We start from the raw sequence: 26,387 nt of genomic DNA, 5'->3' as shown, positions 1-26,387 counted from the left end.
AGGGGCACTACAGGGTTTGGAGAGATTTCATGGCATTATGGGGCGGACGTTTTTCTACGGGTCCAGATGAGGCGTTTAAGCAATTTAACGACTCTCTTCCCTTTGACTACCAGTTAGCAGAGCAAGATATTATTGGCTCTGTGGCATGGGCTGGTGCACTAGAGCAGGTAAGTGTACTTTCAAGTGACGAGCACACAAAATTAGTGGCTGCATTAAATGAGCTGCTTGAAGAAGTTAAAGCAGATCCACAAGCGGTAGCTACTTCAGGTGCAGAGGATATTCATTCACATGTTGAAGCAGCTCTAATTGAAAAAGTAGGTGATTTAGCTAAAAAATTACATACAGGCCGAAGCCGTAATGACCAAGTTGCCACCGACTTTAGATTATGGTGCCGTGATACGGCTGACCATTTACTAGATGCTATTGCACAGCTTAAAGGCGAGTTTGTAGCGCTTGCAGAGCGAGAGCTTGGCACAATATTACCAGGTTACACGCACTTACAGCGCGCACAACCAGTATTATTTAGCCACTGGTGTATGGCGTATGTAGAGATGCTAGAGCGTGATGAAAGCCGCCTGCAAGATGCTAAAGCGCGCATGAATTTTTGCCCATTAGGCAGTGGTGCATTAGCAGGTACAGCTTATCCGATTGATCGCCAAGCATTAGCACACGGATTAGGTTTTACAGCGGCTACAAAAAATAGCCTTGATGGCGTATCTGATCGTGATTTTGTTTTAGATCTTTTAAGTTGTGCGTCTATTTCGATGATTCACTTATCTCGTATGTCAGAGGATCTGATTTTTTATAATTCGGGTGAAGCCGGATTTATAGAGCTTGCTGATAACGTAACATCAGGCTCATCGCTCATGCCTCAGAAAAAAAATCCTGATGCACTCGAGCTTATTCGCGGTAAAACCGGACGTGTATTTGGTGCATTTAGCGCTATGATGATGACGTTAAAAGCGCTGCCACTTGCCTATAATAAAGATATGCAAGAAGACAAAGAAGGCCTGTTCGACGCTATGCCAACATGGCTTGCATGTATTCATATGGCGCAAGCATGTATTAAAGGCGTTAAAGTAAACGGTGATAAGACACTTGCTGCAGCAAAAGGAGGGCATGCAAATGCCACCGAACTTGCTGATTACTTAGTTGCTAAAGGTGTGCCATTTAGAGAAGGGCATCACATTGTAGGTGTACTTGTACAGCTTGCGATTAGCGAAGGTAAAACGCTTGAAGAGCTATCGCTTGAGCAGTACAAATCAGTAAACACTGTATTTGAAGACGATGTTTACCCAGTACTTGAAATTGATGCATGTATAAAAGCACGTAAAGCCCTTGGTGGGACGTCTATTGAACAAGTAACTAATGCTGTTAAAGAAGCCAAAAAAAAACAGCAAATAACGGTACGTGATGCAAATTTAGATGATGTAGAAGCAATTGCCACACTTATACAGCATTGGGCAACGGTAGGTGAAAACCTGCCTCGTGCAAAAAGCGATATGGTGCACTCTATTAACGAGTTTGCAGTAACGGAAATAAATGGAAAAGTGTCGGGCTGTGCGTCGTTATACATTTACGATACCGGCCTTGCTGAAATACGCTCATTGGGTATAGACCCAAAAAGTAAAGTGTCGGGGCAGGGTAGACAGCTTGTAGATCATCTACTTACTAAAGCCAAAAAACTGGCACTTAACCGAGTTATTGTATTAACACGCGTACCAGATTTTTTTGAACAACAACGTTTTACTTTTTGTAGCAAAGACTCTTTGCCTGAAAAAGTAATGAAAGATTGTGAACTTTGCCTTCGTAAAGAAAATTGTGACGAAGTAGCAATGGAATATATTTTGAAGCTAAGTACACGTGCGGAGATCCCGTGTAAATACGTAGCTTAAACTCCCTGGATACAAAAAACGTACGGTTATCCCTGTGCGTTTTTTTATGTTTGTAGTAAACTGGTCGGAGCTGTTTGGTTTGATTATATAAGTATGTTTTGAGTGAGTTTTAAGGTGTCAAAAAAAGTTGGCACATTGGTTGCTTTGTATAAGGTAGATAGCAAAATAGCTATCACTACTTTAAACAGGTGATGCATTTATCTACATAATAATGTGGTTAAAAGTTGCACCAAATATAATTAAAACTTTTACAAGGATCAATCACATGCAAGTTTCAGCTAATAGCCAAGTACAAATGCAAGCATACAACAAAACACAACAATTAAAGCCTGCAATGGAACAAACTGCTAGCCCTAAAACCCTGCAATCTGATACAGTGAGTATCTCTCAAGAAGGTATGGCTGCTGCGAGTGTTAACTCTGTTGAACGTGGCCTTGCTATTCTTTCTGGTGGTACAGGCACTCGTCCTAAGTAGCAATAAGGTATTGAATGTTTTTAACTGAGTTTTTTGGTCTTTTCTCATTATCAGCTTTTGTTATGTGGGCTTTTTTAATGGCCTTCTTTTTCAATGTTTTTGTATATAGCTTAGACGTTAAAAGAAAGACTACCTTATTACTCAGTTCATTAATCATGATGATATCTTATACAGCCACAGATTACTTTTATACGTGGCTTTCATACTATAACACCACATATTTGGACTGGGCTATTCATGATTTAATTACTATTATTGTACTCATCTTTAGCTTTAAATTATTGAAAAAAACAACTACATCCTTCTTATATTTGATCGTTGGTTTATCAATAAATATGCTATTAGTACTGTTAATGTATTTAGATGTATATGTGTATAAAAATAATGAACCATGGTTTTTCTGGGAAATATATGTAGGTTTCGTTGCTTTTAATGACTTAGCAATGGTTGTAGCATTAATTGTAGATAGAGACTTTTTAGGGCTACACAGGATAAAAAGAAAATTAATTCGATTGTTTAAATCGAGAAAAATAAAAATAACGACCTAGTTTAAATGTACGTTACTGAAGCCCTGATGGATTATGTAGAAGCTTTCTCTCAATGGGGCTTTTTAATGGCCTTCTTATACTGTTTAGCTTCCAGTATAAATAAAGAAAATAAATCCTCGGTTTATTTATCTGCGCTTATGCTCTGCTCATATATTTCCAGTGGTTATATAAACTTATTAGAAAGTTTATATTTAAATTGGGCGCTCTACGATTTTATTACAATTTTAGCTTTGTTAATTTTAGAGTACTTTAAAGTACTTCACCGCTCTATAGCTTTTCACTTCATCATCTTTGCGTTAATAATAAATGCTGTGCTCACCTTAATATTGCATTACGATCTATACGTTTTATATAACTATGAGCCTTGGTGGTATTGGAGTGTTTATTCTATTGGCGTTAATATGTTCGATGTTTTAATGTTTCTTTCACTAGTATTCAATAAAAATACCATTTTTAAAAGAGGGGTTACATTGAACTTTAAAAAGTTGAAAAATATTGAATGAGCTTTTAATTAGCCCAACAGTTTCTCTGTGCATAGGTGCATTTGTACAATGGGGATTTCTTATGGCTTTTTTGTACTCCCTTGCTCATTCGATTAATAAGCCTAATAAAGAAAGAGTGTATTTGTCTTTGGTTATGAGTGTTTCATATTCGTTTAGTATATTTAAAAATATGGATACGGTAACTTATCTAGATTTTTTGTTTTCCGATATTTTAACTCTCCTAGTTATCATTTCCCTTAGGCGGCTCTGGCATGATGGTATTACCTATTTATATATTATTACTGGTTTAGCTATAAACTCAACCCTGCATTTTCTCATGCATTACGACATCTATATATCAAATAATACAAGCTACTGGTGGCTTTGGAATGCTTACGCGATAGGGGTCAACGCTGCTGATTTTATAATGGTAGCTATATTTTTTATAAACAAAGATTTTTTATACTTGATGAAATTTAGAAATGGTTTGATTACTAGTTTGAAAAGGACAGTTGATGGCTGACCTACTCTGGAGTCTTGTCGATTTAGGCGATAATATAGGGCTATTATTTACTTGGTTCTTTTTAATTTCATTTTTATATAATCTATCAGCAAGTATAAATAAGGCAGATAAAAGCCTGCTACAGTTATCATTCATTATGCTGGTTTCTTATACTTCAAGTCTTTTTATGGATCCTCGAACTTCGACTCCTCACTTAAATTACTTTTATTTTGATTTTGCTACCATAGGTACTTTATTACTTTGGCGAGCTGTATGTAAAAATCCTGTCCCCATTGCTTTTGTCTATGTAATTGTTGGTCTATTTATTAATGCGTGTCTGTTCCTGGGTATGCATTACGATATTGTAATCGTTGGCACTCTTTACTATTGGTGGTTTTGGACCATTTACACATTCGGGATGTATTTTGTCGATTTTACCATGGCATTGGTATTAATCATCAATAAGGATTTTTTAGGCTTAAACAAGCTTTTAAGATGTGTTAGAAAGTTAAGTTTAGATCGCTGAGGCAGTAAAGCTCAACTTAAAAGAAGAGTGATTTTGTGCCTTTATTTGATGTTGCCGTAATATGTAAAGCGGTATAATAATTTTTTATTTAGTGTTGGAGTAAAATGGTTGAGCTACTTTTAAATACAAATATCTCTTTTTATATAGGTATTTTTGTACAATGGGGCTTTTTGATGGCTTTTTTATATTCTTTAGCAAGTTCGATAAATAGCGCAGATAAAAGCATTGTTTGGCTATCTTTCATCATGGTACTTTCTTACTCTTCTAGTATGTTTATTGATATGGACGCGATTACTTACTTCGATTTTTTCTTATTCGATATTATTACTCTATTTGTTATTATTTTATCTGGTTTTTTTATAAAGATTAGCAGCGTATACATTTATTTATTATTTGGTTTAGGTATAAACACCTCACTATTTTTTGCAATGTATATAGATAATGATGTTATGCACCATTATGAATTTTGGTGGTTCTGGTGGGTGTACATAGTAGGTATAAACTTTACAGATTTGACCATGGTTTTAGTTTTCTTTATAGGTAAAGATGTTTTAAAACTTACTTGGTTAGAAGGAAAGCTAAATAAAGTGTTTAATAAAAGGGCCTATTAGTAATGGATTTCAGTGCTAACAGGCCTTATTTATTATTAACTGGTACCACAGCCCAATTTAGTTTTTAGCGCTTTAACAATTACCGGGTCTACAAACTCGCTTACATCACCATTGTGGCGAGCTACTTCTTTAACGAGTGTTGATGAAATAAATGAATTTCGCTCTGCGGGTGTTAAAAATACACTTTCTAAGTCGGGGTTCAGGCGGCGGTTCATGTTAGCTAATTGAAATTCATAGTCAAAATCAGATACCGCTCTAATACCGCGAATAAGCACATTAGCATTGTGATCGCGTGCAAGATCAGCCAATAAACCAGAAAAACCAATCACCTTAACATTATCTATGTGGCTTAAAATAGAGTTTGCAAGCTCAACACGTTCTTCAAGGTTAAAGCAGGGTTTTTTACTTGGGTTATTAGCAACCGCAACTAATACAGTATCAAACATTTTAGCTGCACGTTGAATAAGGTCTGTGTGCCCATTAGTTAGTGGATCAAAGGTGCCAGGGTAAATTGCAATAACTTTCATAATGTTCACTATTTATTATTTTAGCGCTAGTTTAACAGTGTTTATGCCACAAAGCAGCCTAGCTAAAAAAGCATATAAACACTTACTTTCTTTAAACAGGTCAGTCCATGGTGGGAGTGTTTTAATGATTCATATTTGTTTATACTGTTTACCTCTTTTGAGTGTAATGTAGCCTATAGATAATTTGAGTATTAGCATATGAATACCAAGGATAAAATAATACACACCAGTATTTTGTTGTTTAACGAAAATGGTGAGCGTGCAATAACGACAAATCATATTGCATCAAACTTAGGGATGAGCCCGGGTAATCTTTATTATCATTTTAAAAATAAAGAAGACATTATCCGTCATATTTTTGCGCTGTATCGCGATCATTTAAATACTCACTTTAAACCTATTAATAAAGATGATGATGCATTTAATCATTTAACGGCTTACCTAGATTCGTTATTTGAGCTGATGTGGCGCTATCATTTTTTTTACGATAATCTCGGGGATATTCTCTCTAGAGATGCTGATTTAAAACAAGCTTATATTGATTTTCAGTTAGAGTTGTTAGAGCAAGTTCGTAAAATTATTTTAGGACTTCGCGACAGTGAAATGATTGCTATTGATGAGCAAGATGTCATTGATTTAGCACATACACTAAAGCTAACGGTTAGTTTTTGGACGCCTTATATTAAAGCCCGTAGGCCAAGTGGTACGCTTGCTGAGCAAGATATATATCATGGCATTTTAAAAGTACTTACATTATTTAGAGCGTACAGTACCGATAAAAGCATTGATAAAATGAATCTGCTACGTGAAAAATATACTGAATTAGCGCAACAAGCCCCAACAGTAGTTTAATCGATAGTAATAGGCTGTTTCCTAGGCGCTGAATTTTTTGCTATAATCCCGCGCCAAATGCCTGGGAGCGCGAATTCCCGCAGTCTAAGAGTGAACTATGCTTAAATTTATCGTCAAACTACATCCTGAAATAGCCATTAAAAGCCGTTCAGTCCGTAAACGCTTTACTAAAGTGTTAGAAAATAACATTAAAATTGTATTGCGCCGTGTTGACGAAAAAGTACAAGTAAGAAATAACTGGGATAACATTTCAGTTGTTACAAAACTTGAAGACGCGCAAGTTCGCCTTGATTTTATCGATAGCCTTAAACGCATCCCTGGCATTGTTCAATTTATTGAAGTAACCGAAACACAATTCGAAACTCTTGATGATATTTATCAAAAAACCATCGCTTTAGTTGGTCATACTATTGTGGGTAAAACCTTTTGTGTTCGTGCTAAGCGCATAGGGCAACACGATTTTACCTCAACTGATTTAGAGCGTTATGTTGGTGGTGGATTAAATCAACATATTGAAGGCGCAAGCGTAAAGCTTAGCCGCCCAGAAGTAACAATACGCTTAGAGGTAAAAGACGATAAAGCTTACATTGTTTCTCATACACATTTTGGTATGGCTGGTTTTCCTCTGCCAACTCAAGAAGATGTGCTTTCGCTTATGTCGGGTGGCTTTGACTCTGGCGTAGCAAGTTACCAAATGATTCGTAAAGGCGCACGCACGCACTTTTTATTCTTTAATCTAGGTGGCGCAGCGCACGAAATTGGCGTTAAGCAAGCAAGCTACTACTTATGGAAAAAATACAGCTCTACACATAAAGTTAAATTTGTAACAGTTGATTTTGAACCTGTTGTTGCTGAAATTTTAGAAAACGTTGAAAACAGCCAAATGGGTGTTGTACTCAAACGTATGATGATGCGCGCAGGGAGTGTGGTTGCGCAAAAGTTAAACATTCAAGCACTTGTCACTGGCGAAAGTATTGGCCAAGTATCTAGTCAAACATTAGCGAATTTAAGCGTGATTGACCGTGTTACTGAAACGCTTATTATACGCCCGCTTATTCAACACGATAAGCAAGAAATTATTAATATTGCTCGCCAAATTGGTACGGCTGAAATGGCAGAAACAATGCCTGAATACTGTGGTGTTATTTCTAAAAAGCCAACGGTTAAAGCCAAAATAGACGTTATTCTTGGTGAAGAAGAAAAGTTCGACTTTGATGTACTTGATACCGTTGTAAATAACGCACGTATAATGGACGTGCGTGATATTGACGTTGAAGCCAAACAAGAACTTAAAGAAGCTGAATCGGTTGCTGATTTACCTATAGGCTCTGTGGTAGTTGATATTCGCTCACCAGAGGAAGAAGAAGCTGCACCGCTTGCAATCGACGGTGTTGAAGTGGTTCATTTACCGTTCTTCCGTCTGGCGACTAAGTTTGGTGATTTACCAAAAGACACCGACTACTATTTATATTGTGATAGAGGCGTAATGAGCCAACTACAGGCACTTATGCTGCACGAACAAGGCTTTGAAACTGTAAAAGTTTACCGCCCATAAGGTTTGTAGTCTTAAAGTTAAGAATTTATATAAGCGTGGTTTATACCACGCTTTTTTTTGCCTGAATTTTGACAAACAACTCATCATTGTAAGGTGTAGGAATACCGTAAATTTTACCTTGTTGGCTAATATAGCCACATATAGCTGATATTTCAGTTTCTCTGCAATGCGCTACGTCTTGCTGCATTGAAGAGTAATTGTCAGACGTTAATTCCATTATTTTATAAGCGGTATTAAGTGCTTTAATCAATGGGATATTAAGCCCTTGTACGTTTGCTATATTGCATGCTTCAGTGAGTGCATTAAAAATTATAGCGTTGTACTTAGGTGCGCGTAACTCACCATTTTTTACATTACTTAAAGCGCTTAATGGGTTAATGGCAATATTTACGAGTAGTTTTTCAAAACGAAGCTGCTGAATGTTATTAGTAAACTTGAGGCTGGGTATTACTTTAAAAATATCAGCTATTGGCGCGCTATTTTGAAAAGCTAATTCATTACAAGCACCAATAACACTTTGTCCCTCACCAGTGTGCTGCACAATGTATTGGTTTGATTTAAAGCCCGCTATGCTTGTCGTTAAAAAGTAGAGTGCTTGGTGAGTGCTTAGCTGGCTATTTACCTCATCAACATTACCCATTCCGTTATGCGAAAGTACAACAGAGCAATGATTTGGTAAAAATGGCTTTATTTGCGTAAATGCATCAAGTACTTGAAAGGCTTTAACGGTAAATAAAACAACATCAAATTCAGCCGCTTTATTTAGCTGATTTAATGAAATAAATTGTGCGTCAATTTTTTTAGATGCACCCTTTCCTCTGCTGTAAAAGCGGGTATTTGTTGGGCTTTTGCGAGTTAAGACACTGACATTATGCGACGCACTTAGAAAATGACTAAGTAACAAGCCAATAGCACCATCGCCGACAATTAAAATATTAGCCATATGGGTTCTTTTTTCGAGGTGTAAAAATTACTCTAAGTAAAAAGTAGCTTGCGGCACCTGCAAAATCAGCAAAAAAATCACCGAGTGATGCTTGCCTATATGGAAGTGCGTCTTGCATTATTTCTATAGAGGCGCCATAACCTGCCAATAAAAGTATTTGCACATATAAAGGAAACTTAAACGCTTTATCCATTATTATGGCTAGTATAAAAAAAATCCCAAAATGGGCGACTTTATCAACATGAGGAAATAAATTTACAACGCCACCTTTTATTTCTTTGGCAAATAAAAAGGTAAAAGCTACTATGCTGATTAAAAAAATTGCTTGATAAACACGCCTTGTCACGACAAATCCTAAAATCGCTTAAAAAAGAGACGCAAGTATATCAAACTAATTTAATATCGCACCTGAACAAGATGCAGAAAAATGTAAAGATTTATAATTTTAGCGTTATAATTACCACATAAAATTAAGATTAAATAGTTAGGAGCAAACCAATGCCTTCATTTGATATTGTATCTGAAGTAGAAATGAACGAAGCTAAAAACGCAGTTGATAATGCAAATCGTGAGCTAGAGACTCGCTTTGACTTTAGAGGCGTTGATGCATCTATTGAGCTAAATGACAAAACAATTAAGCTTAAAGCTGAAGCAGACTCTCAGGTTATGCAATTATTTGATATTTTAGCTAACAAAATATCTAAGCGTGGTATGGATGTATCAAGCTTAGAGCTTCAAGATATTACCCGTGCAGGTAAAAATGTATTTCGTAACGTTGGTTTAAAGCAAGGTATCGAAAAGGACATGGCTAAAAAAGTAGTTAAAGCTATTAAAGACTCTAAAGTTAAAGTTCAAGCTGCTATTCAAGGCGAAGAAGTACGTGTAACGGGTAAAAAACGTGACGATCTTCAAGAGGCTATGCAAGTAGTGCGCAGTGCTGAGCTAGGTCAGCCTTTTCAGTTTAAAAATTTCCGCGATTAATCAATAAATAGTTTTAAATTAAGCATGCTTTAATCTGTTTATACTTACAGACAGATTGAAGCTACTTACTCTTTTTAAATATCTCACTATTATCCCTCTTTGCTGCCTAGATACTCCCGTATGTATTAATCTCCTTTTTGATATTTAAGCTATTATATTTAATCACATGCAATTAAGTACTTCACACTAGAAGGTATTAAAATGAAACTTCATCAATTATTTTTGTTATTTGTTTTGCTTACATTTACCAAACCAAGCTTATCAAAAACAGTTGATATTGATGTACTGGTTGAAGATGGCTACTTTCCCATTATTATTAATGCGCAAAAAAAGCAGGGTTTTGCTCCTGAGTTTATTAAGATTTTAAACGGAGCACAGCAGGAGTTTAACTTCGTACTTAAGTCTCTACCTGTAAAAAGGCTTGCTTTGTCAGTTGAAAAAATAATTTTGATGTTTTATTTTTAATGGCACTGCAATGGATCCCACAATCAGCGCAAGAAAACATTAAAAAAACCGAATTTTATACCATTACCAAAAATGAGCTTTATACGCTTAAAGAAAATACAAATGAGCAAGCTTATTTTGACGACATTACGTCATTAACAAAGGTTGGGGTATTGGGGTACTCGTATCAATTTGCTGGATTTAATACAGATGCCGAATTTTTAAGTGAGGCACATCAAGTAAGTTTAACCATTGATGAATTCAATGTGGTTAAAATGCTGCTATTAAAGCGCGCGGAAGTAGGCGTTTTAAATAATATTGCTTACCAATATTTTAAAAATCAAAATACTTTTAATATGGATTTACTCTATAAAAGTAACGTACCAGATGCCGTTTATAAAACGCACTTTTTAGTTAACTCTAAATCAAATAAGATCACTAGTAATAAAATGGATGAAATAATCAGCTTACCTACTGCACAAATACAACTTCAGAAGCTACTTGATAAATATGGAGTTTCTTCAAACTATACTAACCCCTAACTGCATTTTAAAGGGTTTTAGCTGTATAGACGTCCATTGACATTTGTAAACAAAATACTCACAATAGCGACATATTTTCAAGGTGCTTGCTAGCCACTTCATGTAATGATTTTTTTAGCAGGATAATCGGGAAGTTGGTGCGTTTTCATGATGACTACAAGCCCAACACTGCCCCCGCAACGGTAAAGTATTGCATATTTTGATGTGCTTACTGAGTCCGGAGACCGGCCTTGATGCAATCTTACTTACTTAAATCTTTGCGGTGGGCAAAGGTAGGGGACATCATGTTAAACAAAACAACTTTAGGCGTTGCTATTTCTGCTGCGCTTTCATTTTCTGTGTCTGGCGCAGAGCAATCAATTGAAAAAATAACCGTTACAGCTAATAAATTTGAGCAATCAATCAATGACGTTTTAGCAAGTGTAAATGTTATTGAGCGTGCAGAAATAGAAGCAAGCAACGTACGCGATTTACCAACCTTATTAAGCACGCGAGTTGGTTTTCAGGTTAATCCAAACGGTGGTTTTGGCCAAAATACAGGTGTGTCACTTCGTGGTACTGGCTCTGGCGATACGCTAATTTTGATTGACGGTGTACGTACAGGCTCAGCAACACTTGGTCAAAAAGCATTAAATAATGTCCCTTTAAATAGTATTGAACGCATTGAAATTATTAAGGGTTCTCGCGCAGCTGTTTACGGCTCTGATGCACTTGCTGGCGTGATTAACATTATAACGCGTGAATCAGATAACTTATCTGTGAGTGCTACGTTTGGTTCTGATTCTTACCAAAATTATCAAGTGGCAGGCTCTGTAAAATCAGGTGATATAACAACAGCATTTAATGCAGGCTTTGAAAAAACAGATAACTTTGATGTACTGCAAGGCGTAGCACCAGATGAAGATGGCTATGAAAATAAAAATCTTGGTTTTAAAGTAAATTATACTGATGCACACTACGGCGACTTTAAGTTATTAGGTCAATACAGTGAAGGTTTCGCAGATTACGACAGCCGCTTTAGCCCAGCTGACAGTACGATTGAACGAGATGATTTTAAAAACTATCAGCTTTCTGCAGGTTGGAGTAAAAACTACACTAACCAAACGCACAGTATTGATTTAGCGCTAGCAACGGATGATTCAGACAATACATATGTTGATTTTTCAGTTGGACCAACAACAAGTACTTTTATAACTAAACGCACACAAATTGATTATAACGGCCAATACCTATTATCTGATGAGCTTAACATTAGTGGTGGTATCAATTGGTACAACGATGATGTATCTCATAGTTCGCAACTATTTGTTGAAGACAGCCGAGATGTACTTGCTGTGTTTGTAGGTGCTTACTACGATGCAGATAAAGTATTAGCTAATTTAACTGTTCGCCAAGATGACGACGAGCAATTTGGCGACGAAACAACGTATACCGCCGCTGCGGGTTATCATTTATCTGAAGATGCAACATTTCGTATAAGCCAAAGTACTGGCTTTAAAGCCCCTACATTTAACGATTTATATTTCCCACTTTATGGTAACCCTGATTTACAGCCTGAAAAATCAGTAAACCGTGAGTTAGGTTTGAGTGTGGACTTTGATATTGCGCAAGTTGATGTTGCAATTTTTAGAAACGATATAGAAGATAAAATTGATTACGATGCAAACTTTGCATTAGCTAATATTGATGAAGCACGTTATGAAGGGGTTGAATTTAGCTTATCTCAGCAGTTTTTTGGTTTTGATAGCAACCTTAACTTTGCTTATTTGAGTGCAGAAGACGAAGAAACGGGCGCAGAGTTACGTAATGTTGCTAAACGTACTTTTAACTGGGAAGTTGCAAAACAGTTTGGTGCTTTTGATGCAAGCTTAGACATGCAATACCGTAGCGACCGACAAGGTGCTGTGACTCGCTTAGGCTCTTATACACTTTGGAACTTAGCAGGTAATTATCAAGTAAATGAACATATTGAAGTTTCGCTTCGTGTAGAAAACTTATTTGATAAAGAGTATAACGCTGTTGATTCAAATACTGATTTTACAACGGGTCAAGTGTATTACTACAACACTCCAGAGCGTCGCTTTTTTGCAGGCGCAAGCTACCAGTTTTAACGGTATCTATTAATATTAAAAAGCCCGACTTATGTCGGGCTTTTTAATATGTAGCTAAGTTTAACTAATCAATTTAACTAATCAATTTAACTAATTAATTTAACTGCTCAAATTAACTAGTCAGCTAAGAACTCTTTAAATACGGTTTCAAACTTATGTAATTTAGGTGCTATTAAAATACTACAGTAACCCTGCTGTGGGTTTTCGTTATAGTAATCTTGATGATAATGCTCTGCTGGATAATACGTAGTAGCAGGGCTGACTTCTGTCACAATTGACTCACTCACATGGCTTTGCAGTTGAGCTACCATTTCATTGGTTTGCTTTAGTTGAGCTTCGTCGTGATAGTAAACAACGCTTCTATATTGTGTGCCTATATCGTTACCTTGGCGATTCAATTGTGTAGCATCATGCAAAGTGAAAAACATTGCTAAAAGTGTTTCAAAGCTAACTACAGTGGTATCAAATTCAATTTTAACAACCTCAGCGTGTCCGGTTGTGCCAGAGCATACAGAATTATAGGTTGGGGTGTCGGTTTCGCCACCGGTATAGCCAGAACTCACATCTAATACGCCATTTACACGTCTAAATGCTGCATCTATACACCAAAAACAGCCGCCACCAAATGTTGCTACTTGCGTTGTTGAGCTCATAAGTATTCCTAAAATGTATATGGAGTTTAAAGGCGAGCATAAATTGTATGCGCCGCAACAACAAGGTTACGGCGCAATAAAGAGATTAGATCTCTTCGAAAGGCTTTTCAGCAGCTTGTTTATTCAGCTTTTGTTGTAAAAACTCAGGTGACTGTGTATTTTTCGATAGAGCATAATACGCAGCAGGTACAACAAAAAGAGTCAGCAGGGTAGATACAATAACCCCTGTAAACACAACTACACCAATAACCATACGGCTTTCAGCGCCGGGGCCTGAAGCAAAAACCAAGGGAACAGAGCTCATAACGGTTGTAAGTGAGGTCATTATTATTGGGCGAAGGCGCTGGGTAGCCGCTTGTAGTATTGCTTCACTAAACTCAACGCCTTTGTCGCGTAATTGGTTAGTAAATTCTACAATCAAAATACCATTTTTAGCACTTAAGCCTATGAGCATGACAATACCTATTTGGCTGTAAATATTTAAGGTAAGCCCTGTAGCCCAAAGCCCAAACATAGCGCCCATTAAACCAAGCGGTACGGTAAGCATAATGACAAATGGGTGCATAAAGCTTTCAAACTGTGCAGCAAGTACCAAGAAGGTAACGGTGAGTGCAAGTATAAATACGTAGGTCATCGCTGATGCGCCTTCGTAATAAAGCTGCGATTCACCTTTGTAATCTACTGCGCCATCTATATCGTTTTCTTGCGCGGCGACTTCGTTTAAAAAGTTAAGCGCTTGCTCAAGTGTATAACCGTCGGCTAAGTTGGCGCTTAATGTAATTGCGCGCATACGGTTGTAACGGTTTAAGCGCGATGCTGTTGCTTCTTCTTTTAAGCTGATAAGGCTATCAAGTGGAACTAGTTCACCGCTTCGTGATTTAAGGTATATATTTGAAATATCAGTAGGATTGGTAAAATCTTCTTTTGTCCCTTTTAAAATCACATCGTATTCTTCACCGCGGTCAATAAAGGTCGTAACACGGCGCTGGCCAAGCATTGTTTCTAGTGTACGGCCTACATCAGATACCGAAACGCCTAAATCGGCAGCTTTGTTTTTATCTATGCTGACTAAAAACTGCGGGAAGGTTTCTTTATAATCATGATCGATTCTTACTAAACCTGGGTTTTGTTCAGCACGCTTAATTATACGGTCACGCCAATCGGCTAGTTGTGCATAATCATTACCTTGTAGTACAAACTCAATTGGGCGAGATGAACCACCACCACCAATACCACGGCGCATAATGGCAAATGCACGAACATCGGTAACTTCTTGCATTTTACCGCTTATTTCATCCATTACTTCCCACGTTGAGCGTTTGCGTTTATCCCAATCGGCCATACCCACAATCGCAACACCGCCGCTGCCACCCCAGCCAGGCACTCGAACAAGTACGCGACTTATCTCACCGGCTTGCGAGTAAGGCATTAAGCGCTCTTCAATTTTAGCCATATTAGCGGCGTTATTTTCGTAACTTGCGCCCTCAGGGCCGCTCATCATAATAAAGAACGTGCCACGATCTTCTTTTGGCGTTAGCTCAGAAGGAACTTGTAAAAACAACGAGTAACTAACAAAGCCAGCTAATAATAAGCTCACCATTAAACCCCATTTACGGGTTATGTTGGTGGAGAGTGAATTACGGTAACTTACTTCAATTTTAGTAAACTGGCGGTCCATCCATTGGCTAAATTTATTTGGTTTGTCTGATACTTTAAGTACTTTAGAGCACAAGGCTGGTGCGAGAGTCAGTGCTGTAACACTTGAGAAAAATACGGCAGCACTTACCGCCATAGCAAACTCAGTAAATAATGCACCTATACGGCCATCCATAAATACTAATGGCACAAACACCGATATTAGTACAAGAGTGGTTGCTACTATAGCGAAACCTACTTCACGCGCGCCTCTAAATGCAGCTAGTAACGGCGGCTCACCCAGTTCAATACGGCGGTGAATGTTTTCAAGCATTACAATAGCATCATCTACTACTAAACCAATGGCCAGTACTAAGGCAAGTAAAGTTAGTAAGTTAATTGAGTAGCCCATTGCCAACAAAAACATAAAGCTACCAACAAGTGCGACCGGTACGGTGACCGCAGGGATAAGCGTTGCTCGTATATTGCCTAAAAACAAAAATATAACGAGTACGACTAAACCCATAGAGATGGCAAGTGTGCTGTAAACTTCATTAATAGACTCTTTAATAAATACAGACGAATCGTAGCTGTCTTGAATTGTAGTGCCTTCAGGTAGGTTGCGTTTGATTTTTTCAAGTTCGCTGCGTGCGTTATCTACTACGGTTAGTGTGTTTGCTTTAGCTTGTTTTACAATACCTAAGCCAATCATATTACGCCCGTTACCACGAAATAAGCTTTCGTCATCGGCAGCTTCTAAACGTACATCGGCAACTTCACCTAAACGTACTAAGTAACCTTCATCACCACGTTTAATTACCAGGTTTTTAAAATCGCGCTGCTCTTTATAACTACGGGCAGTACGAACGGTAAAGTCACGATCTATAGATTCTATTTCGCCAGCCGGTAACTCAACGTTTTCTGTACGAAGTGTGTTTTCTATATCGCTTGAGGTAATACCCCGTGCTGCCATTGCTTGGCGGTTAAGCCAAATTTTCATGGCGTATTGGCGCTCACCACCAATACGTACATTAGATACACCATCTACTACGGCTAAGCGGTCAACAATAAAACGCTGCGCGTAATCAGATAGCTGTAACGAGTCCATTGTTTCGCTGTTTAATACAAACCAGGCGATTGGGCTTTCATCACTATTTGATTTAGATACTTCTGGCGGGCGTACCTGATCGGGCAAACTATCAAGTGCACGTGCTACACGTTCGCGTACATCGTTAGATGCTGCATCTATGTCGCGGTTAATATCAAACTCAATGGTAATGTTTGAACGCCCATTACGACTCGATGAGTTAATACTTTTAATACCTTCAATACCTGAAATTCGATTTTCTATTATTTGCGTTATTTTGGTTTCTATAATTTCGGCAGAAGCACCTGTGTATTCAGTGCTGATATTTACAATCGGCGTTTCAATATCCGGGTATTCACGAAGTGGCAGCATAGTAAACGCAACCAGTCCAAAAGTAAGAAGCAGTAAATTAATTACAATGGCAAAAACGGGGCGCTTGACGCTAGTATCTGTAATTTTCACGTATTACCCCTTTACGCTTACTTTACTTCCAGAGCGAATTTTTATTAGCCCCTCAGTAACAATTTGCTCGCCATCAGTTAGGCCTTCGTCGATAGCAACCCAGCCATTATTTCTGCTAGCAACATGCACTTCAATTTTATTAGCTATCCCATCTTGAATTTGAAAAACAAAGTGTTTGTCTTGCAAAGGTATAACCGCTTTTTCTGGCACCATTAAAGCTTGGTTGCTGCTTAGCTCAAGTGCTGTATTTAGTAACATACCAGGGCGAAGTAATCCTGATTTATTGGCAAAACTTGCTGTTACTTCAACACTGCGAGTAACCGAATCAATACGCGAGCTAATATGCGTTACCTTGCCGTTAAATGTTTGTCCTGGGTAGGCATCGTTTTGCGTAAGCACTTTCATGCCCATATTTAATTGTGCTAAATATTTTTCAGGTACTTTAAAGTCAACTTTAATAATACTAATATCATCAAGTGTTGTGATTATTGTTGTATTACTTACGTAAGCACCTATTGATATTTCACGCTTACCTAACAGGCCTGAAAAGGGCGCACTAATAGTCATTTCGTTTAATTTAGTTTTAGCGCTTTCTAGTTGGGCCTCTGTTGCATCAACACGAGATAACTGCTCTTCAAGTAACGACTTTGCCGTTGATTGCGAGCGTGAAAGTTCGGTTAGGCGATCTAACTGACGTTGTTCTTCACGTAAGTTAATGCCAAGCTCTTTAACGGCAAGCTGTTCTTGTTGGCTCTGTAACTGTACTAACTTTTGTCCTTTACTGACTAAGTCGCCGTCTTTAAAATATATATCTGTGACATAATCGTTTTGCGCACTTTTTATATAGATTGCTTGGTTTGCACGCGCGCTACCGATCGCTTCTATCATCACTGCGTTTTCCTGAGAAGTAACAGTATGAGCTGTTACTTGAGTAGACATTTGTGATAAATCGGCCTGTTCGCCGTGGCTAGCGGGTAGATATAAATAAACGCTAAATATTAGAAGTAACGTAATAATAAATGGAAAAAGTGCTTTACCTGATTGTCTTGAGTACATTGATTTCATACCTGAAAATGAATTGTAAGTATTGTACGAAATAAGACCGGGAAAAGACGGTTATGTGTCTCATAAATTTGTGCGTTAAGCGTAAAAGTAAATAAGATTTATTCATTGTTCCTATTTTGTTGAGGAAAAAGCGGTAATGTATGAAATTTAAAACCACCTGTAACTTATGTATAACAACAAGAAAGGTCATAATTTGGGCTGTTATTATGCTTGTTTTTTATATGGTGTTTTACCAATATGGATAAATCTAACAATGTCATTAAGTTTCGGGCACAAGGTGCGCGAAACGCAATTGAAGTGCTTGTTGCAGGTGCAATTGGTTTAGTTTTCATTATGTTGTTTAATTTACTGAGGCCGGGTGAGATTAGCATACTTGAAATATTTTTAGTGAGCTTGTGTATTGCCGCTATTTTTATTGGATATTTAAAAACTCAAGAGCCATATCATAGCCTTATATTAAATGAGTCTGAGCTCGTTTATTACCATAAGTACGGAGCTTGGTGTATGCCTCATAGTAACTTTAATCACAGTGGTATACCCAAAGTAGAAGATGGCTTTGATTACTTAGAATTAAATGCGGTTGGTATAAAGGTAAACGACATAGATGACTTTTTAACAAGCATAGCGCCTCGAATTGCAGGGAAATTATTAATAGAGCAGCGTAATTTATTTATGCAAGTTGTTCAGAAACATTGCAAAAATGGCAATTGCCCATCAGAATGGTTAATAGAAGATACACATTACACATCCCATAAAGGGATAAGCTATACTGGTCTTATAGCCATGTTTGCTAATAGAACTAAGCACCTTCAGCAGCTAACAGGTTACGATTTATTATTGCCTGCCAGCGTGTTAGATAGAGATATTTGGGCATTTAGTGCTAACTTAAATAAGTGGAAGCGCGAGCCTAGTCAGTTTATAGCGTCGCAAATTAATAATTAAGCTGCGACTGTAGGAAAGAAAAATGAGTCAAGAGAGAGCCTTTTTAAAAAGTGGTCGAAACACCATAATACATAAAGATAAAAAGCATGATTTAGTGATTGTAAACTCTGAAATTCACCCTCGAATTAAAGTAACGCAACATGGCCTGGAGCCATTTAAAGAAGAATTACCTAAAAACCGCCGTGATGCAAAAGAGCGTTATTTAGAAATGGTTTATGTAAGTAGCGCTGATGTATTTGGCGAAGAAAAGCAGTTGCTGTTTATTCAAGCTCTAGACGGGCGTGAATACAAAATAGATTACAGTAAAATCGGTACGAAGTTGTTTGTACGCATTCATCAAGATACATATATGTAGTACTTTAATGGCATCTTTATTGCTAGTGATTACACTATAGTAATTATTTGACATAATAAGGTGCTGCGTATGAAAGCGTTTGCTTTAATCCCCCTCATTTCTTGTGGTTTACTGAGTGCGTGTGGAGGCGGTGGCGGTGATAGCGATAATACAGTTGTTGAAACATCTGTTAATGCTGGAGCCGATTTACAAATTATCGAAAAATCTGAATTTACCATCACAGCACAAGGTTCCCCCGCTGATGGTACTTTTTCATGGCAACAAGTTAGCGGCCCAAGCTTAGAAGGTTTTCCGCTTGAAGGCGCTGAGCAAACACTTACAGCACCTGACGTAAAAACTGATAGTGAAATAATTTTAAGAGTGAGCTATCAAAGTACAGGTAGTAGCGCTGTTAGTGACGACATTTCTATTTCAGTAAGCTCTAATAACCAACTACCTCTTGCTGTTGTTACACAAACATCTCCTGAAACACTTCCCTCTGTATACAAAGATACAGTGACTTTGAGTGCCCTAGAGTCGAGCGATCCTGATGATAATGGTCAAATTGATAGTTATTTGTGGCAATTGCTATCGGGTCCTGATTTAGATATTGAGAGTTTTAATGAATCGACTCTTAGTTTTTTTCATCCATTACTTGAAAGTAACGTGAATTTATCTTGGCAGCTAACTGTCACTGATGATGAGGGTGGCGAGGCGAGCACTCAATATTCAATGACACTCAACAAAACAAATGAGTTAGTAGATGTAAATGCAGGCGCTGATCAAAATGTCGAAGAGTTTGAGCAAGTAACGCTTGATGCTACAAATAGCGAAACAGTTACCGATACCTATAAGTGTGAATGGCAACAACTTACCGGTAATACCGAAACATTAAGCAATAGCGACCAATGTACAACGACATTTTTTGCCTCAGATGTTGATACTGAGTCTACATTGAGCTTTGAAGTCACGGTAACCGACTCAAAAGGACGCACCGATACAGACTCTTTATTTGTTGATGTATCACCCAAAGCACTTGGACTCATCAACGATAGTGGTGTTGGTGAGTGTTATAACAATACTCAACGTATTAATTGTGAAAGTGATGACTTTCCAGCGCAAGATGCAGAGCTTGGACGCGATAGCTATGCAAACCGCTTAGATAAAGTTGGCAAAGGTAATTTAGCGTTTGATTACACTAGACTTAATGAGTTTGCTGATGAGGTTGGTGATGATAGTCCTGACTTTACCTGTATACGCGATAATGTTACTGGGCTTGTATGGGAGGTGAAAAGTGTGGCATCTGGAACGGTACCAAATACTTCGTTACGTGATGGTCAAAATCATTACTTTTGGGATGTAGGGAATACGACTTTTACCGATACCAGTACCGCCAATTCAACGTGTCCGGACAATACAAGTTGTGGAGTACAAAGTTATATAAACGAAGTTAATGATTTAGATTTTTGTGGTGGTACAAACTGGCGATTACCTACTTATACAGAGCTTTTGGGCTTAATTGATTACGGTAAACAAGGGCAAAGTATATTAATTGATGAGGCATTTTTTCCTAATATGCCAAGTGAAAGTGCATTAAGCCATTTACGTTACTGGACCTCTCAAACAGCAGCTGATGGTACCAGTTTATCTCAAGCGTATATCATTGATATGAGTGATGGTAACGACCTTGCTTATCCAAAAGAAAATACTGCTTATGTACGTTTAGTTAGAAGTCGTTAGGAGAAAATAATGAAATTTAAATTACTCTATGCACTAGCAACTATAAGTTTGAGCTTTAATATTGCAGCGGCGCAAACGTGCTACGACGGTGCAGATATCACAACACCGACAGATAGATTTACCATAAATGCAGATGGCACAGTGTCTGATAGCGAAACAGGCCTTATGTGGCAACGCTGTAGTTATGGGCAAACTTATAATACAGAGACACAACTTTGTGAAGGCTCAACACCTTCTCTTACTTGGCAAGAAGCACTTCGTGGTGCTAAAAATGATACAACCGCAGATTACGATGATTGGCAAATGCCTAACATTAAAGAATTGGCGAGTATTTTAGAGCACAGTTGCACAGAGCCGAGTATTAATGAAGACGTATTTTTGGGCACTAAGCTTCAAAACTATTGGTCAAATACATCGGGTGTAAGCACGATGAGCTCAGCGTGGGTCTATCAATTTGATAGTGGGTTGAATAGCTTACATGCTAAAACCAGTAATGTGTATTTACGATTAGTGCGCTACGAAGAGTAAAATGCATACTAAGATTAGACAGACAAAAGTGCAGCCTTAAAACAGCTGCACTTTTTTGTTTTACATAAATTTACGTTATTTCAATAATAAAGCGCTTACAACGTTGTCACTCAGCGCATTTTTTTGCCATTATAGGCCGTGATTTAATTACGAAGGAACATCACGGTGTATTTAAGCTATTTTGGCCTGAACGAAAAACCTTTTTCGATTTCGCCCAACCCTCATTACTTATTTTTAAGTGAACGACATAAAGAAGCCTTAGCACACCTTACCTATGGATTAGGTGAAGACGGTGGTTTTGTATTATTAACAGGTGAAGTAGGTACAGGTAAAACTACAATTACCCGCAGTATGTTAGAGCAGCTTCCTGAAAACACTCAAGTAGCGATGATCCATAACCCAGCGCTTTCAGAGCTGGAGTTATTAGCCAGTATTTGTGATGAGCTCAACATTAGTTACGATGTTCATAATGCGACGCTTAAAAGTCTTACCGATATTATAAAAAAGCATTTAGAGACTAATAATAAATCGGGCGGGCACACTATACTTATTATTGATGAAGCACAATTACTTGCCCCTAACGTGCTTGAGCAATTACGTTTGCTGACAAATATAGAAACCGATCATAAAAAATTATTACAAATAGTATTGGTTGGTCAACCTGAGCTGCAAGACCTTTTGAAGCGCAACGAATTAAGGCAACTTGCCCAGAGGATAACGGCTCGTTACCATTTATTACCACTTACGCAAGGCCAAACAGTCGCTTACATAAAGCATCGGTTACATATTGCAGGGTGTGATAAAGGAATCTTTTCGATGGATGCCATGCAAGCTGTTCATCAATTAACCGGTGGTGTGCCACGATTAATGAACTTGGTATGTGAGCGAGCTTTGGTAGGCACTTTTGCAAAGCAGCAGTTGATAGTTGATAGCGATATAATAAAAAAATCAGCACATGAGTCATTACCCATGGATTTTGTAGCGCCAGTTAATGAGGCCAACAAAGCAACGTCATTTGTACCATATAGCCTTGCATTCGTTGCTTTATTTGCCGTAGGCATTGGGCTTTCATTTATTTTATAGTTAGGTAAGTTATGTCTTATTTATTAGATGCGCTAAAGCAGTCGCAGCAATCAGATATGAGTGCTGAGCAATACGACTTACAATCAGAGCAGTTAAAGCAACAGCAAGCACTAAAGCGTTATAGACGATTAGCGTTAGTATTTGGTACAAGCTTAGCTGCTTTTATTGCGGTAGCTGGTGGGTTTACTACTGGTAAGTGGTTACAAGGTACTACTTTATTAAACACATCGGAACCCGCTGTAATTAAGGTGGTTGAAAGCGAAAAATCGTCACCTAAAGAACAAGTTAAAGAGGTAGATGCCGCAGTTGAAAAGCAGCAAATAGCAGAGTTAGAACCCGCTAAAATAGCTCCAAATAATACTGCAACGATTGAAGGGCAACTTGTGCATGTGCAAACACCTAATGGTGTACAGCAAATGTTATTAACGCCTAATGGGCAATATATTCCTATGCCATCGAGTCCGGTCACGAGCGCAACGGGTTATAATCAGCAGAACGTGCAACAAGTAATGCCAGTTCAAAATTATAATCAGCCAGTATTTAATCCACAAAATAATTACAATCCAAATAATACACAGAACGCTTCGGTATTTGGGCAAAGTCAAAATACAGCATCAGCTCAACTAGATATGAGTAAATATAAAGTACTAGGTAAGCCAATTAATGGTAACAACCAATCTCAACAGATGAGCGATCCTGAGCTTGATGAGGTGCCTACAACACTTAAAAATGCGTTTGCGCAAGCTATACAAGACGTCGAAAAAAATCAGGATTATGAAGTTACCCATGCATCAAAAACGTCATCACGTGTTGAGCCTGTAGAATTACTACCAGATGGTTTGCAATCAATGTTGCCTAGTATTAAATATCAAGCGCATATTTATTCATCGAGTGCTGACAAACGTTGGATCAAGCTAAATGGCCGAGAGCTACATGAAGGAGAGAGCATAGGCGCTTTAACTGTAAGAGAGATTACACCTGAGCAAAGTGTACTTGATTTTGATGGTTATGAGTTTAGCTTAAAAGCTTTGCAAGACTGGCCGCAGTAAACGCTTAGCTATTATGTTGAGAGCTCGGTAGAATGTTGAGCTCTCAATATTGCTTAGGGTAATATTGAGTTTTTATAAAAGCGTTCTAAATCAATATTATATTCTTTAGGTTTCACCGCTGATTCAAGGGTATCTAAGGTTTTTTTATTAGATAAATCGATATCTTTTATCTCTGTATAGCGACTATGTTTGGCGCTGTAAAATGTTTTAACGATAGGCTTTAGTGGTGTACTGGGATTACTCTCGGTCACTAAACCCACTTTTTGACTCGATAATCTGACGAGCGTTCCTACCGGATGAATACCAATACATTGAATAAACTTATTAAGCAGCACGGGATCGAAGCTATCTGGGCATCCGTCTTTTAGTATTTTAAACGCTTTTATTGGCTCCATGCCTGCTTTGTAAACACGTTCTGCGGTAAGTGCATCGTACACATCTACAATTGATGCCATACGTACGTACTGACCTATTTCGTCGCCCTTTTTACCAAACGGATAGCCTTTACCATCAAGCCTTTCATGATGCATACCTGCAATATCAACCGCAACACCCGTTAAGCCGGCTTCTTCTAATATTTCTTTACTGAAAAGCGAGTGCATTTTCATTATTTTAAATTCATCATCGGTAAAGCGACCCGGCTTATTGAGTATTTCATCAGGGATTTTTATCTTACCAATGTCGTGTAAAAGTGCGCCGGTAGTCAGTTCAACGATAATGTTTTTTTCTATACCTAAATGCTTAGCGAAAATCCCCATTAATATCGATACATTAATAGAGTGCTCAAGTAGGTAAGCATCTTTTTGGCGCATTTGGGTAAGGCAGGCTAGGGCATCTTGGTTTCTAAAAACAGAGTCCATAAAGCCACTTGCCAGCTCTTTGAATGGTGCAATATCTATATCGCGGCCTGCTTTAATATCTTTAAATGCTTTTATTTGCAGTGTTTTAGCTTCGTCATACAGTTTTTTTGCCTTTCCCATTTCTTGTTCGGCACTGTGTGTTTTTTGCCAAGGGTCACGCTTTATTTTTGTTGCAGGTACAGCAATAGGAGCTTTTTCAGGGACTGAGTCAATGAGGGTTTTATCAGGGTCGATTTCTACTTCTAAAATACCTGCTTTTATTAGGTTATTAATACCAGCCTGAGTTTTAACCCAGCCTTGATTTTTAATTTTAATACTGCCAGTTTGTCTAGTAACGCTTTGCACAAACATACCAGGCAGTAACTGACCAACAGGAATTATTTTCAAATTTATTACTTCTATTGTTAATCTTTCATTAAGCTAACAAATATATACGTTACTACCTAATAAAAAAGGCACTTTTCAGCTGTCTCTTGATCACAAGTCTGACTCAAGAGATTTTGCTAAATCGTAGCCTTCCAGGATGGCTTGTAACTTAAGCCATCCTTGCCATAACACTTTCACAGATGCACGCCCTGTGCGCTTGGTATCTTTCCAGCCTCCTAACTTTGCCAGTTCCTGATACGCCCATGACATATTTGGAGCAGTTTCAGGCAATGGTGTTTTTATTCTCTTTAACCACAATAACTTCCATGCTTTGGGAGATAACAGTTGTTCACAACTTGGAGAATCAGGCTGCTCATTGGTGAACTTTAGTTGCAATATTCGCGTCGCAATAAAGCCATTAATCGTCACCAATCTTTCCATGTTATCTTGGCTTTGAAGGCGTAAACTTTCGATATCCGTACCATCACTTTTCCAGACTTTATGGTATTCCTCTACAAGCCAACGGTGCTCATAGTAGGTGATGATAGCTAAAGCGTCTTCTTTGCTGGTGACTGGTTCACTGGTTAATAGGTGCCAGCTTAAGCCGTTCTCAGCGTTTCCTCGCTCTGCACAGCCGACATAGTAAACTGGGAGGGAGTGTCCTTTCTTATTGTAAGGCGCTTTGAGTGTCACTGGCGCATAGGTGATATCCAGTGTTGCGCTTCGGGCTTTTCTTCCTCCTTTTTGTGCAATGTGGATGTGTTTGGTGCCTGCACTCATCAGCTCGCTTGCAAACGCATAGAGCTTATCCTCACCTTCTTCAATATGACGACTTTGCATCGAGCGTACGACGAATCGTTGCTGCTCGCTCAGTTTATACTGCAAGTATTCGTAGATGTCCGCTTCGCGGTCACACACCGATATCACGTTCGCCATTTGTCCTTGCAGCCGCTCTGCCATCGCTCGTGACGCTGACTCCCACTTGTAACTTTCTTTTTCTTCGTAAGAAGTCGTCGCGTGTTTTTCTCTTTTTCCAATCGTGTTGATATCACGACTCCAGCGAGACTGTTCAATTAATCCCACAACTTGCTTTGTGTCTGGCGCAAACAGTAATACGCTATGAGCTAACAAGCCTCGTTGTTTTGCTCCTCGTCCGACATGACCCAAATCATCTCGAATGGAGGAATGTTTATAAATTAGTGTGGTCGTGTCTTCTAATGCGAGTAATAAGTTATGACTTTTTGCTTGTTCAACCGTGGCTTTAAAGCCTGACTCTGCTATAGCCGTTGCGTCAATATTCTCGTTGCGAATAAAGCGGTAGGCACCTTCCATATCGGCGGGGGATTGAGTGATGTTCACAAGTGGTTTTCCTGGTTCATTTGCAAGCGTTGATGCTAACTTTACCAGACGCGCTGTTCTTCTTGGATCACCTAAGTCCGATTTACCGAATTGTTGTTTTGCCCAATGAGTATGTTCGTTAATCATAATGTGCCCTCAAACAAGATTTGAAGATCTGATCATGACATTGAGATTTAGTTCAAAAAAATCCCCGCTAATTTCTTAGCAGGGATTTGTGTATAAGAGACAGC

27 protein-coding genes and 1 riboswitch are annotated in these 26,387 nt (G+C 38.2%); of the genes, 19 read left to right on the top strand and 8 right to left on the bottom strand.

Annotated features, from left to right (window positions below):
• Window positions 1-29: 29 nt before the first annotated feature.
• From argH to GQR45_RS07385, 7 genes are all read left to right on the top strand, one after another.
• Window positions 30-1,895: an argininosuccinate lyase gene (argH, locus tag GQR45_RS07415; RefSeq protein ID WP_024592296.1), complete on the top strand. Its 1,866-nt coding sequence runs from the start codon at window positions 30-32 to the stop codon at window positions 1,893-1,895.
• A gap of 265 nt (window positions 1,896-2,160) precedes the next feature.
• The gene (locus tag GQR45_RS07410) at window positions 2,161-2,370 is read left to right on the top strand and encodes a hypothetical protein (protein WP_024590033.1); all 210 of its coding nucleotides are present in this window, start codon (window positions 2,161-2,163) and stop codon (window positions 2,368-2,370) included.
• 14 nt (window positions 2,371-2,384) lie between these two features.
• Window positions 2,385-2,918, top strand: a complete 534-nt coding sequence (locus GQR45_RS07405) for a hypothetical protein (protein WP_024590032.1) — start codon at window positions 2,385-2,387, stop codon at window positions 2,916-2,918.
• Between the two features lie 5 nt (window positions 2,919-2,923).
• Window positions 2,924-3,421, top strand: a complete 498-nt coding sequence (locus tag GQR45_RS07400) for a hypothetical protein (RefSeq protein WP_101217551.1) — start codon at window positions 2,924-2,926, stop codon at window positions 3,419-3,421.
• Entirely contained in the window at window positions 3,414-3,923 is a 510-nt protein-coding gene (locus GQR45_RS07395) for a hypothetical protein (protein ID WP_165725568.1), read from the top strand. The genes GQR45_RS07400 and GQR45_RS07395 overlap by 8 nt, the downstream gene beginning before the upstream one ends.
• Complete coding sequence (locus GQR45_RS07390) at window positions 3,916-4,428, top strand: hypothetical protein (protein ID WP_165725567.1); 513 nt, start codon at window positions 3,916-3,918, stop codon at window positions 4,426-4,428. The genes GQR45_RS07395 and GQR45_RS07390 overlap by 8 nt, the downstream gene beginning before the upstream one ends.
• A 104-nt stretch (window positions 4,429-4,532) precedes the next feature.
• The gene (locus GQR45_RS07385) at window positions 4,533-5,039 is read left to right on the top strand and encodes a hypothetical protein (RefSeq protein ID WP_165725566.1); all 507 of its coding nucleotides are present in this window, start codon (window positions 4,533-4,535) and stop codon (window positions 5,037-5,039) included.
• Window positions 5,040-5,074: 35 nt separating this feature from the next.
• Here GQR45_RS07385 and coaD read toward each other — a convergent pair whose 3' ends face one another.
• Window positions 5,075-5,566, bottom strand: a complete 492-nt coding sequence (coaD, locus tag GQR45_RS07380) for a pantetheine-phosphate adenylyltransferase (protein WP_165725565.1) — start codon at window positions 5,564-5,566, stop codon at window positions 5,075-5,077.
• Window positions 5,567-5,764: 198 nt separating this feature from the next.
• On the opposite strand from coaD, the gene GQR45_RS07375 reads away from it, so the two are divergent.
• The gene (locus GQR45_RS07375) at window positions 5,765-6,418 is read left to right on the top strand and encodes a TetR/AcrR family transcriptional regulator (RefSeq protein WP_007581663.1); all 654 of its coding nucleotides are present in this window, start codon (window positions 5,765-5,767) and stop codon (window positions 6,416-6,418) included.
• 97 nt (window positions 6,419-6,515) lie between these two features.
• Complete coding sequence (thiI, locus tag GQR45_RS07370; protein ID WP_010553187.1) at window positions 6,516-7,973, top strand: tRNA uracil 4-sulfurtransferase ThiI; 1,458 nt, start codon at window positions 6,516-6,518, stop codon at window positions 7,971-7,973.
• Between the two features lie 40 nt (window positions 7,974-8,013).
• Here the strand turns inward: thiI and GQR45_RS07365 are convergent, their stop codons facing one another.
• Window positions 8,014-8,916, bottom strand: coding sequence for a 2-dehydropantoate 2-reductase (locus GQR45_RS07365; RefSeq protein ID WP_010553188.1), 903 nt, complete (start codon window positions 8,914-8,916; stop codon window positions 8,014-8,016).
• Window positions 8,909-9,262: a VanZ family protein gene (locus GQR45_RS07360; RefSeq protein WP_165725564.1), complete on the bottom strand. Its 354-nt coding sequence runs from the start codon at window positions 9,260-9,262 to the stop codon at window positions 8,909-8,911. The genes GQR45_RS07365 and GQR45_RS07360 overlap by 8 nt, the downstream gene beginning before the upstream one ends.
• A gap of 152 nt (window positions 9,263-9,414) precedes the next feature.
• On the opposite strand from GQR45_RS07360, the gene GQR45_RS07355 reads away from it, so the two are divergent.
• The 4 genes from GQR45_RS07355 (at window position 9,415) to GQR45_RS07345 (ending at window position 12,994) form a co-directional block, all read left to right on the top strand.
• The gene (locus GQR45_RS07355) at window positions 9,415-9,897 is read left to right on the top strand and encodes a YajQ family cyclic di-GMP-binding protein (protein ID WP_007377833.1); all 483 of its coding nucleotides are present in this window, start codon (window positions 9,415-9,417) and stop codon (window positions 9,895-9,897) included.
• Between the two features lie 201 nt (window positions 9,898-10,098).
• A complete protein-coding gene (locus tag GQR45_RS21340; RefSeq protein WP_010553190.1) occupies window positions 10,099-10,362 on the top strand; it encodes a hypothetical protein in 264 nt (87 codons plus the stop codon).
• Window positions 10,362-10,883 carry a hypothetical protein gene (locus GQR45_RS07350; protein ID WP_240920178.1) on the top strand — a complete coding sequence of 174 codons (522 nt, stop codon included), beginning with the start codon at window positions 10,362-10,364 and terminating at the stop codon, window positions 10,881-10,883. Before GQR45_RS21340 ends, GQR45_RS07350 begins: the two co-directional genes overlap by 1 nt.
• A gap of 63 nt (window positions 10,884-10,946) precedes the next feature.
• Window positions 10,947-11,131, top strand: a riboswitch (cobalamin riboswitch).
• Window positions 11,132-11,167: 36 nt separating this feature from the next.
• Complete coding sequence (locus GQR45_RS07345) at window positions 11,168-12,994, top strand: TonB-dependent receptor (RefSeq protein ID WP_101217560.1); 1,827 nt, start codon at window positions 11,168-11,170, stop codon at window positions 12,992-12,994.
• A gap of 116 nt (window positions 12,995-13,110) precedes the next feature.
• On the opposite strand, the gene msrA is transcribed toward GQR45_RS07345, so the two are convergent.
• The 3 genes from msrA to GQR45_RS07330 form a co-directional block, all read right to left on the bottom strand.
• A complete protein-coding gene (msrA, locus tag GQR45_RS07340; protein WP_101164298.1) occupies window positions 13,111-13,647 on the bottom strand; it encodes a peptide-methionine (S)-S-oxide reductase MsrA in 537 nt (178 codons plus the stop codon).
• 85 nt (window positions 13,648-13,732) lie between these two features.
• Window positions 13,733-16,831, bottom strand: a complete 3,099-nt coding sequence (locus GQR45_RS07335; protein WP_165725563.1) for an efflux RND transporter permease subunit — start codon at window positions 16,829-16,831, stop codon at window positions 13,733-13,735.
• Window positions 16,832-16,834: 3 nt separating this feature from the next.
• Window positions 16,835-17,887 carry an efflux RND transporter periplasmic adaptor subunit gene (locus GQR45_RS07330; RefSeq protein ID WP_024590017.1) on the bottom strand — a complete coding sequence of 351 codons (1,053 nt, stop codon included), beginning with the start codon at window positions 17,885-17,887 and terminating at the stop codon, window positions 16,835-16,837.
• 246 nt (window positions 17,888-18,133) lie between these two features.
• Here GQR45_RS07330 and GQR45_RS07325 point away from each other — a divergent pair, with 246 nt between their 5' ends.
• From GQR45_RS07325 to GQR45_RS07300, 6 genes are all read left to right on the top strand, one after another.
• On the top strand, window positions 18,134-18,838 hold the full coding sequence (locus tag GQR45_RS07325; RefSeq protein WP_165725562.1) for a DUF2982 domain-containing protein: 705 nt from the start codon (window positions 18,134-18,136) through the stop codon (window positions 18,836-18,838).
• A 22-nt stretch (window positions 18,839-18,860) separates the two neighbouring features.
• Window positions 18,861-19,193, top strand: coding sequence for a hypothetical protein (locus GQR45_RS07320; protein WP_024596875.1), 333 nt, complete (start codon window positions 18,861-18,863; stop codon window positions 19,191-19,193).
• Between the two features lie 69 nt (window positions 19,194-19,262).
• Window positions 19,263-20,912, top strand: coding sequence for a DUF1566 domain-containing protein (locus tag GQR45_RS07315; protein ID WP_165725561.1), 1,650 nt, complete (start codon window positions 19,263-19,265; stop codon window positions 20,910-20,912).
• A gap of 9 nt (window positions 20,913-20,921) precedes the next feature.
• Window positions 20,922-21,440, top strand: a complete 519-nt coding sequence (locus GQR45_RS07310) for a DUF1566 domain-containing protein (RefSeq protein WP_165725560.1) — start codon at window positions 20,922-20,924, stop codon at window positions 21,438-21,440.
• Between the two features lie 165 nt (window positions 21,441-21,605).
• Window positions 21,606-22,523 (top strand): AAA family ATPase, encoded by a 918-nt coding sequence (locus GQR45_RS07305; RefSeq protein ID WP_165725559.1) that lies wholly within the window; start codon window positions 21,606-21,608, stop codon window positions 22,521-22,523.
• Between the two features lie 11 nt (window positions 22,524-22,534).
• Window positions 22,535-23,572 (top strand): general secretion pathway protein GspB, encoded by a 1,038-nt coding sequence (locus GQR45_RS07300; protein ID WP_165725558.1) that lies wholly within the window; start codon window positions 22,535-22,537, stop codon window positions 23,570-23,572.
• A 53-nt stretch (window positions 23,573-23,625) separates the two neighbouring features.
• Here GQR45_RS07300 and GQR45_RS07295 read toward each other — a convergent pair whose 3' ends face one another.
• Together GQR45_RS07295 and GQR45_RS07290 are read right to left on the bottom strand one after the other, a co-directional pair.
• On the bottom strand, window positions 23,626-24,819 hold the full coding sequence (locus GQR45_RS07295) for an HD-GYP domain-containing protein (protein WP_165725557.1): 1,194 nt from the start codon (window positions 24,817-24,819) through the stop codon (window positions 23,626-23,628).
• A 90-nt stretch (window positions 24,820-24,909) separates the two neighbouring features.
• On the bottom strand, window positions 24,910-26,283 hold the full coding sequence (locus tag GQR45_RS07290; RefSeq protein WP_096058041.1) for an IS4 family transposase: 1,374 nt from the start codon (window positions 26,281-26,283) through the stop codon (window positions 24,910-24,912).
• Window positions 26,284-26,387 lie beyond the last annotated feature (104 nt).

This window comes from Pseudoalteromonas sp. SA25, from assembly GCF_011378705.1.
In the GTDB taxonomy this organism is placed as follows: Bacteria; Pseudomonadota; Gammaproteobacteria; order Enterobacterales; family Alteromonadaceae; genus Pseudoalteromonas; species Pseudoalteromonas arctica.
Note: the sequence above shows the minus strand (reverse complement) of the source record. Positions and strands in the feature narration are given on the sequence as shown.

What these genes read in the sequence shown, in the direction of transcription:
- GQR45_RS07355 (WP_007377833.1), top strand. Translation starts at nt 9,415, where the DNA reads ATGCCTTCATTTGATATTGTATCTGAAGTAGAAATGAACGAAGCTAAA.
- GQR45_RS07290 (WP_096058041.1), bottom strand. Translation starts at nt 26,283, where the DNA reads ATGATTAACGAACATACTCATTGGGCAAAACAACAATTCGGTAAATCG.
- GQR45_RS07330 (WP_024590017.1), bottom strand. Translation starts at nt 17,887, where the DNA reads ATGTACTCAAGACAATCAGGTAAAGCACTTTTTCCATTTATTATTACG.
- GQR45_RS07405 (WP_024590032.1), top strand. Translation starts at nt 2,385, where the DNA reads ATGTTTTTAACTGAGTTTTTTGGTCTTTTCTCATTATCAGCTTTTGTT.
- GQR45_RS07300 (WP_165725558.1), top strand. Translation starts at nt 22,535, where the DNA reads ATGTCTTATTTATTAGATGCGCTAAAGCAGTCGCAGCAATCAGATATG.
- GQR45_RS07345 (WP_101217560.1), top strand. Translation starts at nt 11,168, where the DNA reads ATGTTAAACAAAACAACTTTAGGCGTTGCTATTTCTGCTGCGCTTTCA.
- GQR45_RS07400 (WP_101217551.1), top strand. Translation starts at nt 2,924, where the DNA reads ATGTACGTTACTGAAGCCCTGATGGATTATGTAGAAGCTTTCTCTCAA.
- argH (WP_024592296.1), top strand. Translation starts at nt 30, where the DNA reads ATGGCATTATGGGGCGGACGTTTTTCTACGGGTCCAGATGAGGCGTTT.
- GQR45_RS07350 (WP_240920178.1), top strand. Translation starts at nt 10,362, where the DNA reads ATGGCACTGCAATGGATCCCACAATCAGCGCAAGAAAACATTAAAAAA.
- thiI (WP_010553187.1), top strand. Translation starts at nt 6,516, where the DNA reads ATGCTTAAATTTATCGTCAAACTACATCCTGAAATAGCCATTAAAAGC.
- GQR45_RS07325 (WP_165725562.1), top strand. Translation starts at nt 18,134, where the DNA reads ATGGATAAATCTAACAATGTCATTAAGTTTCGGGCACAAGGTGCGCGA.
- GQR45_RS21340 (WP_010553190.1), top strand. Translation starts at nt 10,099, where the DNA reads ATGAAACTTCATCAATTATTTTTGTTATTTGTTTTGCTTACATTTACC.
- GQR45_RS07410 (WP_024590033.1), top strand. Translation starts at nt 2,161, where the DNA reads ATGCAAGTTTCAGCTAATAGCCAAGTACAAATGCAAGCATACAACAAA.
- GQR45_RS07365 (WP_010553188.1), bottom strand. Translation starts at nt 8,916, where the DNA reads ATGGCTAATATTTTAATTGTCGGCGATGGTGCTATTGGCTTGTTACTT.
- msrA (WP_101164298.1), bottom strand. Translation starts at nt 13,647, where the DNA reads ATGAGCTCAACAACGCAAGTAGCAACATTTGGTGGCGGCTGTTTTTGG.
- GQR45_RS07310 (WP_165725560.1), top strand. Translation starts at nt 20,922, where the DNA reads ATGAAATTTAAATTACTCTATGCACTAGCAACTATAAGTTTGAGCTTT.
- coaD (WP_165725565.1), bottom strand. Translation starts at nt 5,566, where the DNA reads ATGAAAGTTATTGCAATTTACCCTGGCACCTTTGATCCACTAACTAAT.
- GQR45_RS07385 (WP_165725566.1), top strand. Translation starts at nt 4,533, where the DNA reads ATGGTTGAGCTACTTTTAAATACAAATATCTCTTTTTATATAGGTATT.
- GQR45_RS07375 (WP_007581663.1), top strand. Translation starts at nt 5,765, where the DNA reads ATGAATACCAAGGATAAAATAATACACACCAGTATTTTGTTGTTTAAC.
- GQR45_RS07320 (WP_024596875.1), top strand. Translation starts at nt 18,861, where the DNA reads ATGAGTCAAGAGAGAGCCTTTTTAAAAAGTGGTCGAAACACCATAATA.
- GQR45_RS07315 (WP_165725561.1), top strand. Translation starts at nt 19,263, where the DNA reads ATGAAAGCGTTTGCTTTAATCCCCCTCATTTCTTGTGGTTTACTGAGT.
- GQR45_RS07390 (WP_165725567.1), top strand. Translation starts at nt 3,916, where the DNA reads ATGGCTGACCTACTCTGGAGTCTTGTCGATTTAGGCGATAATATAGGG.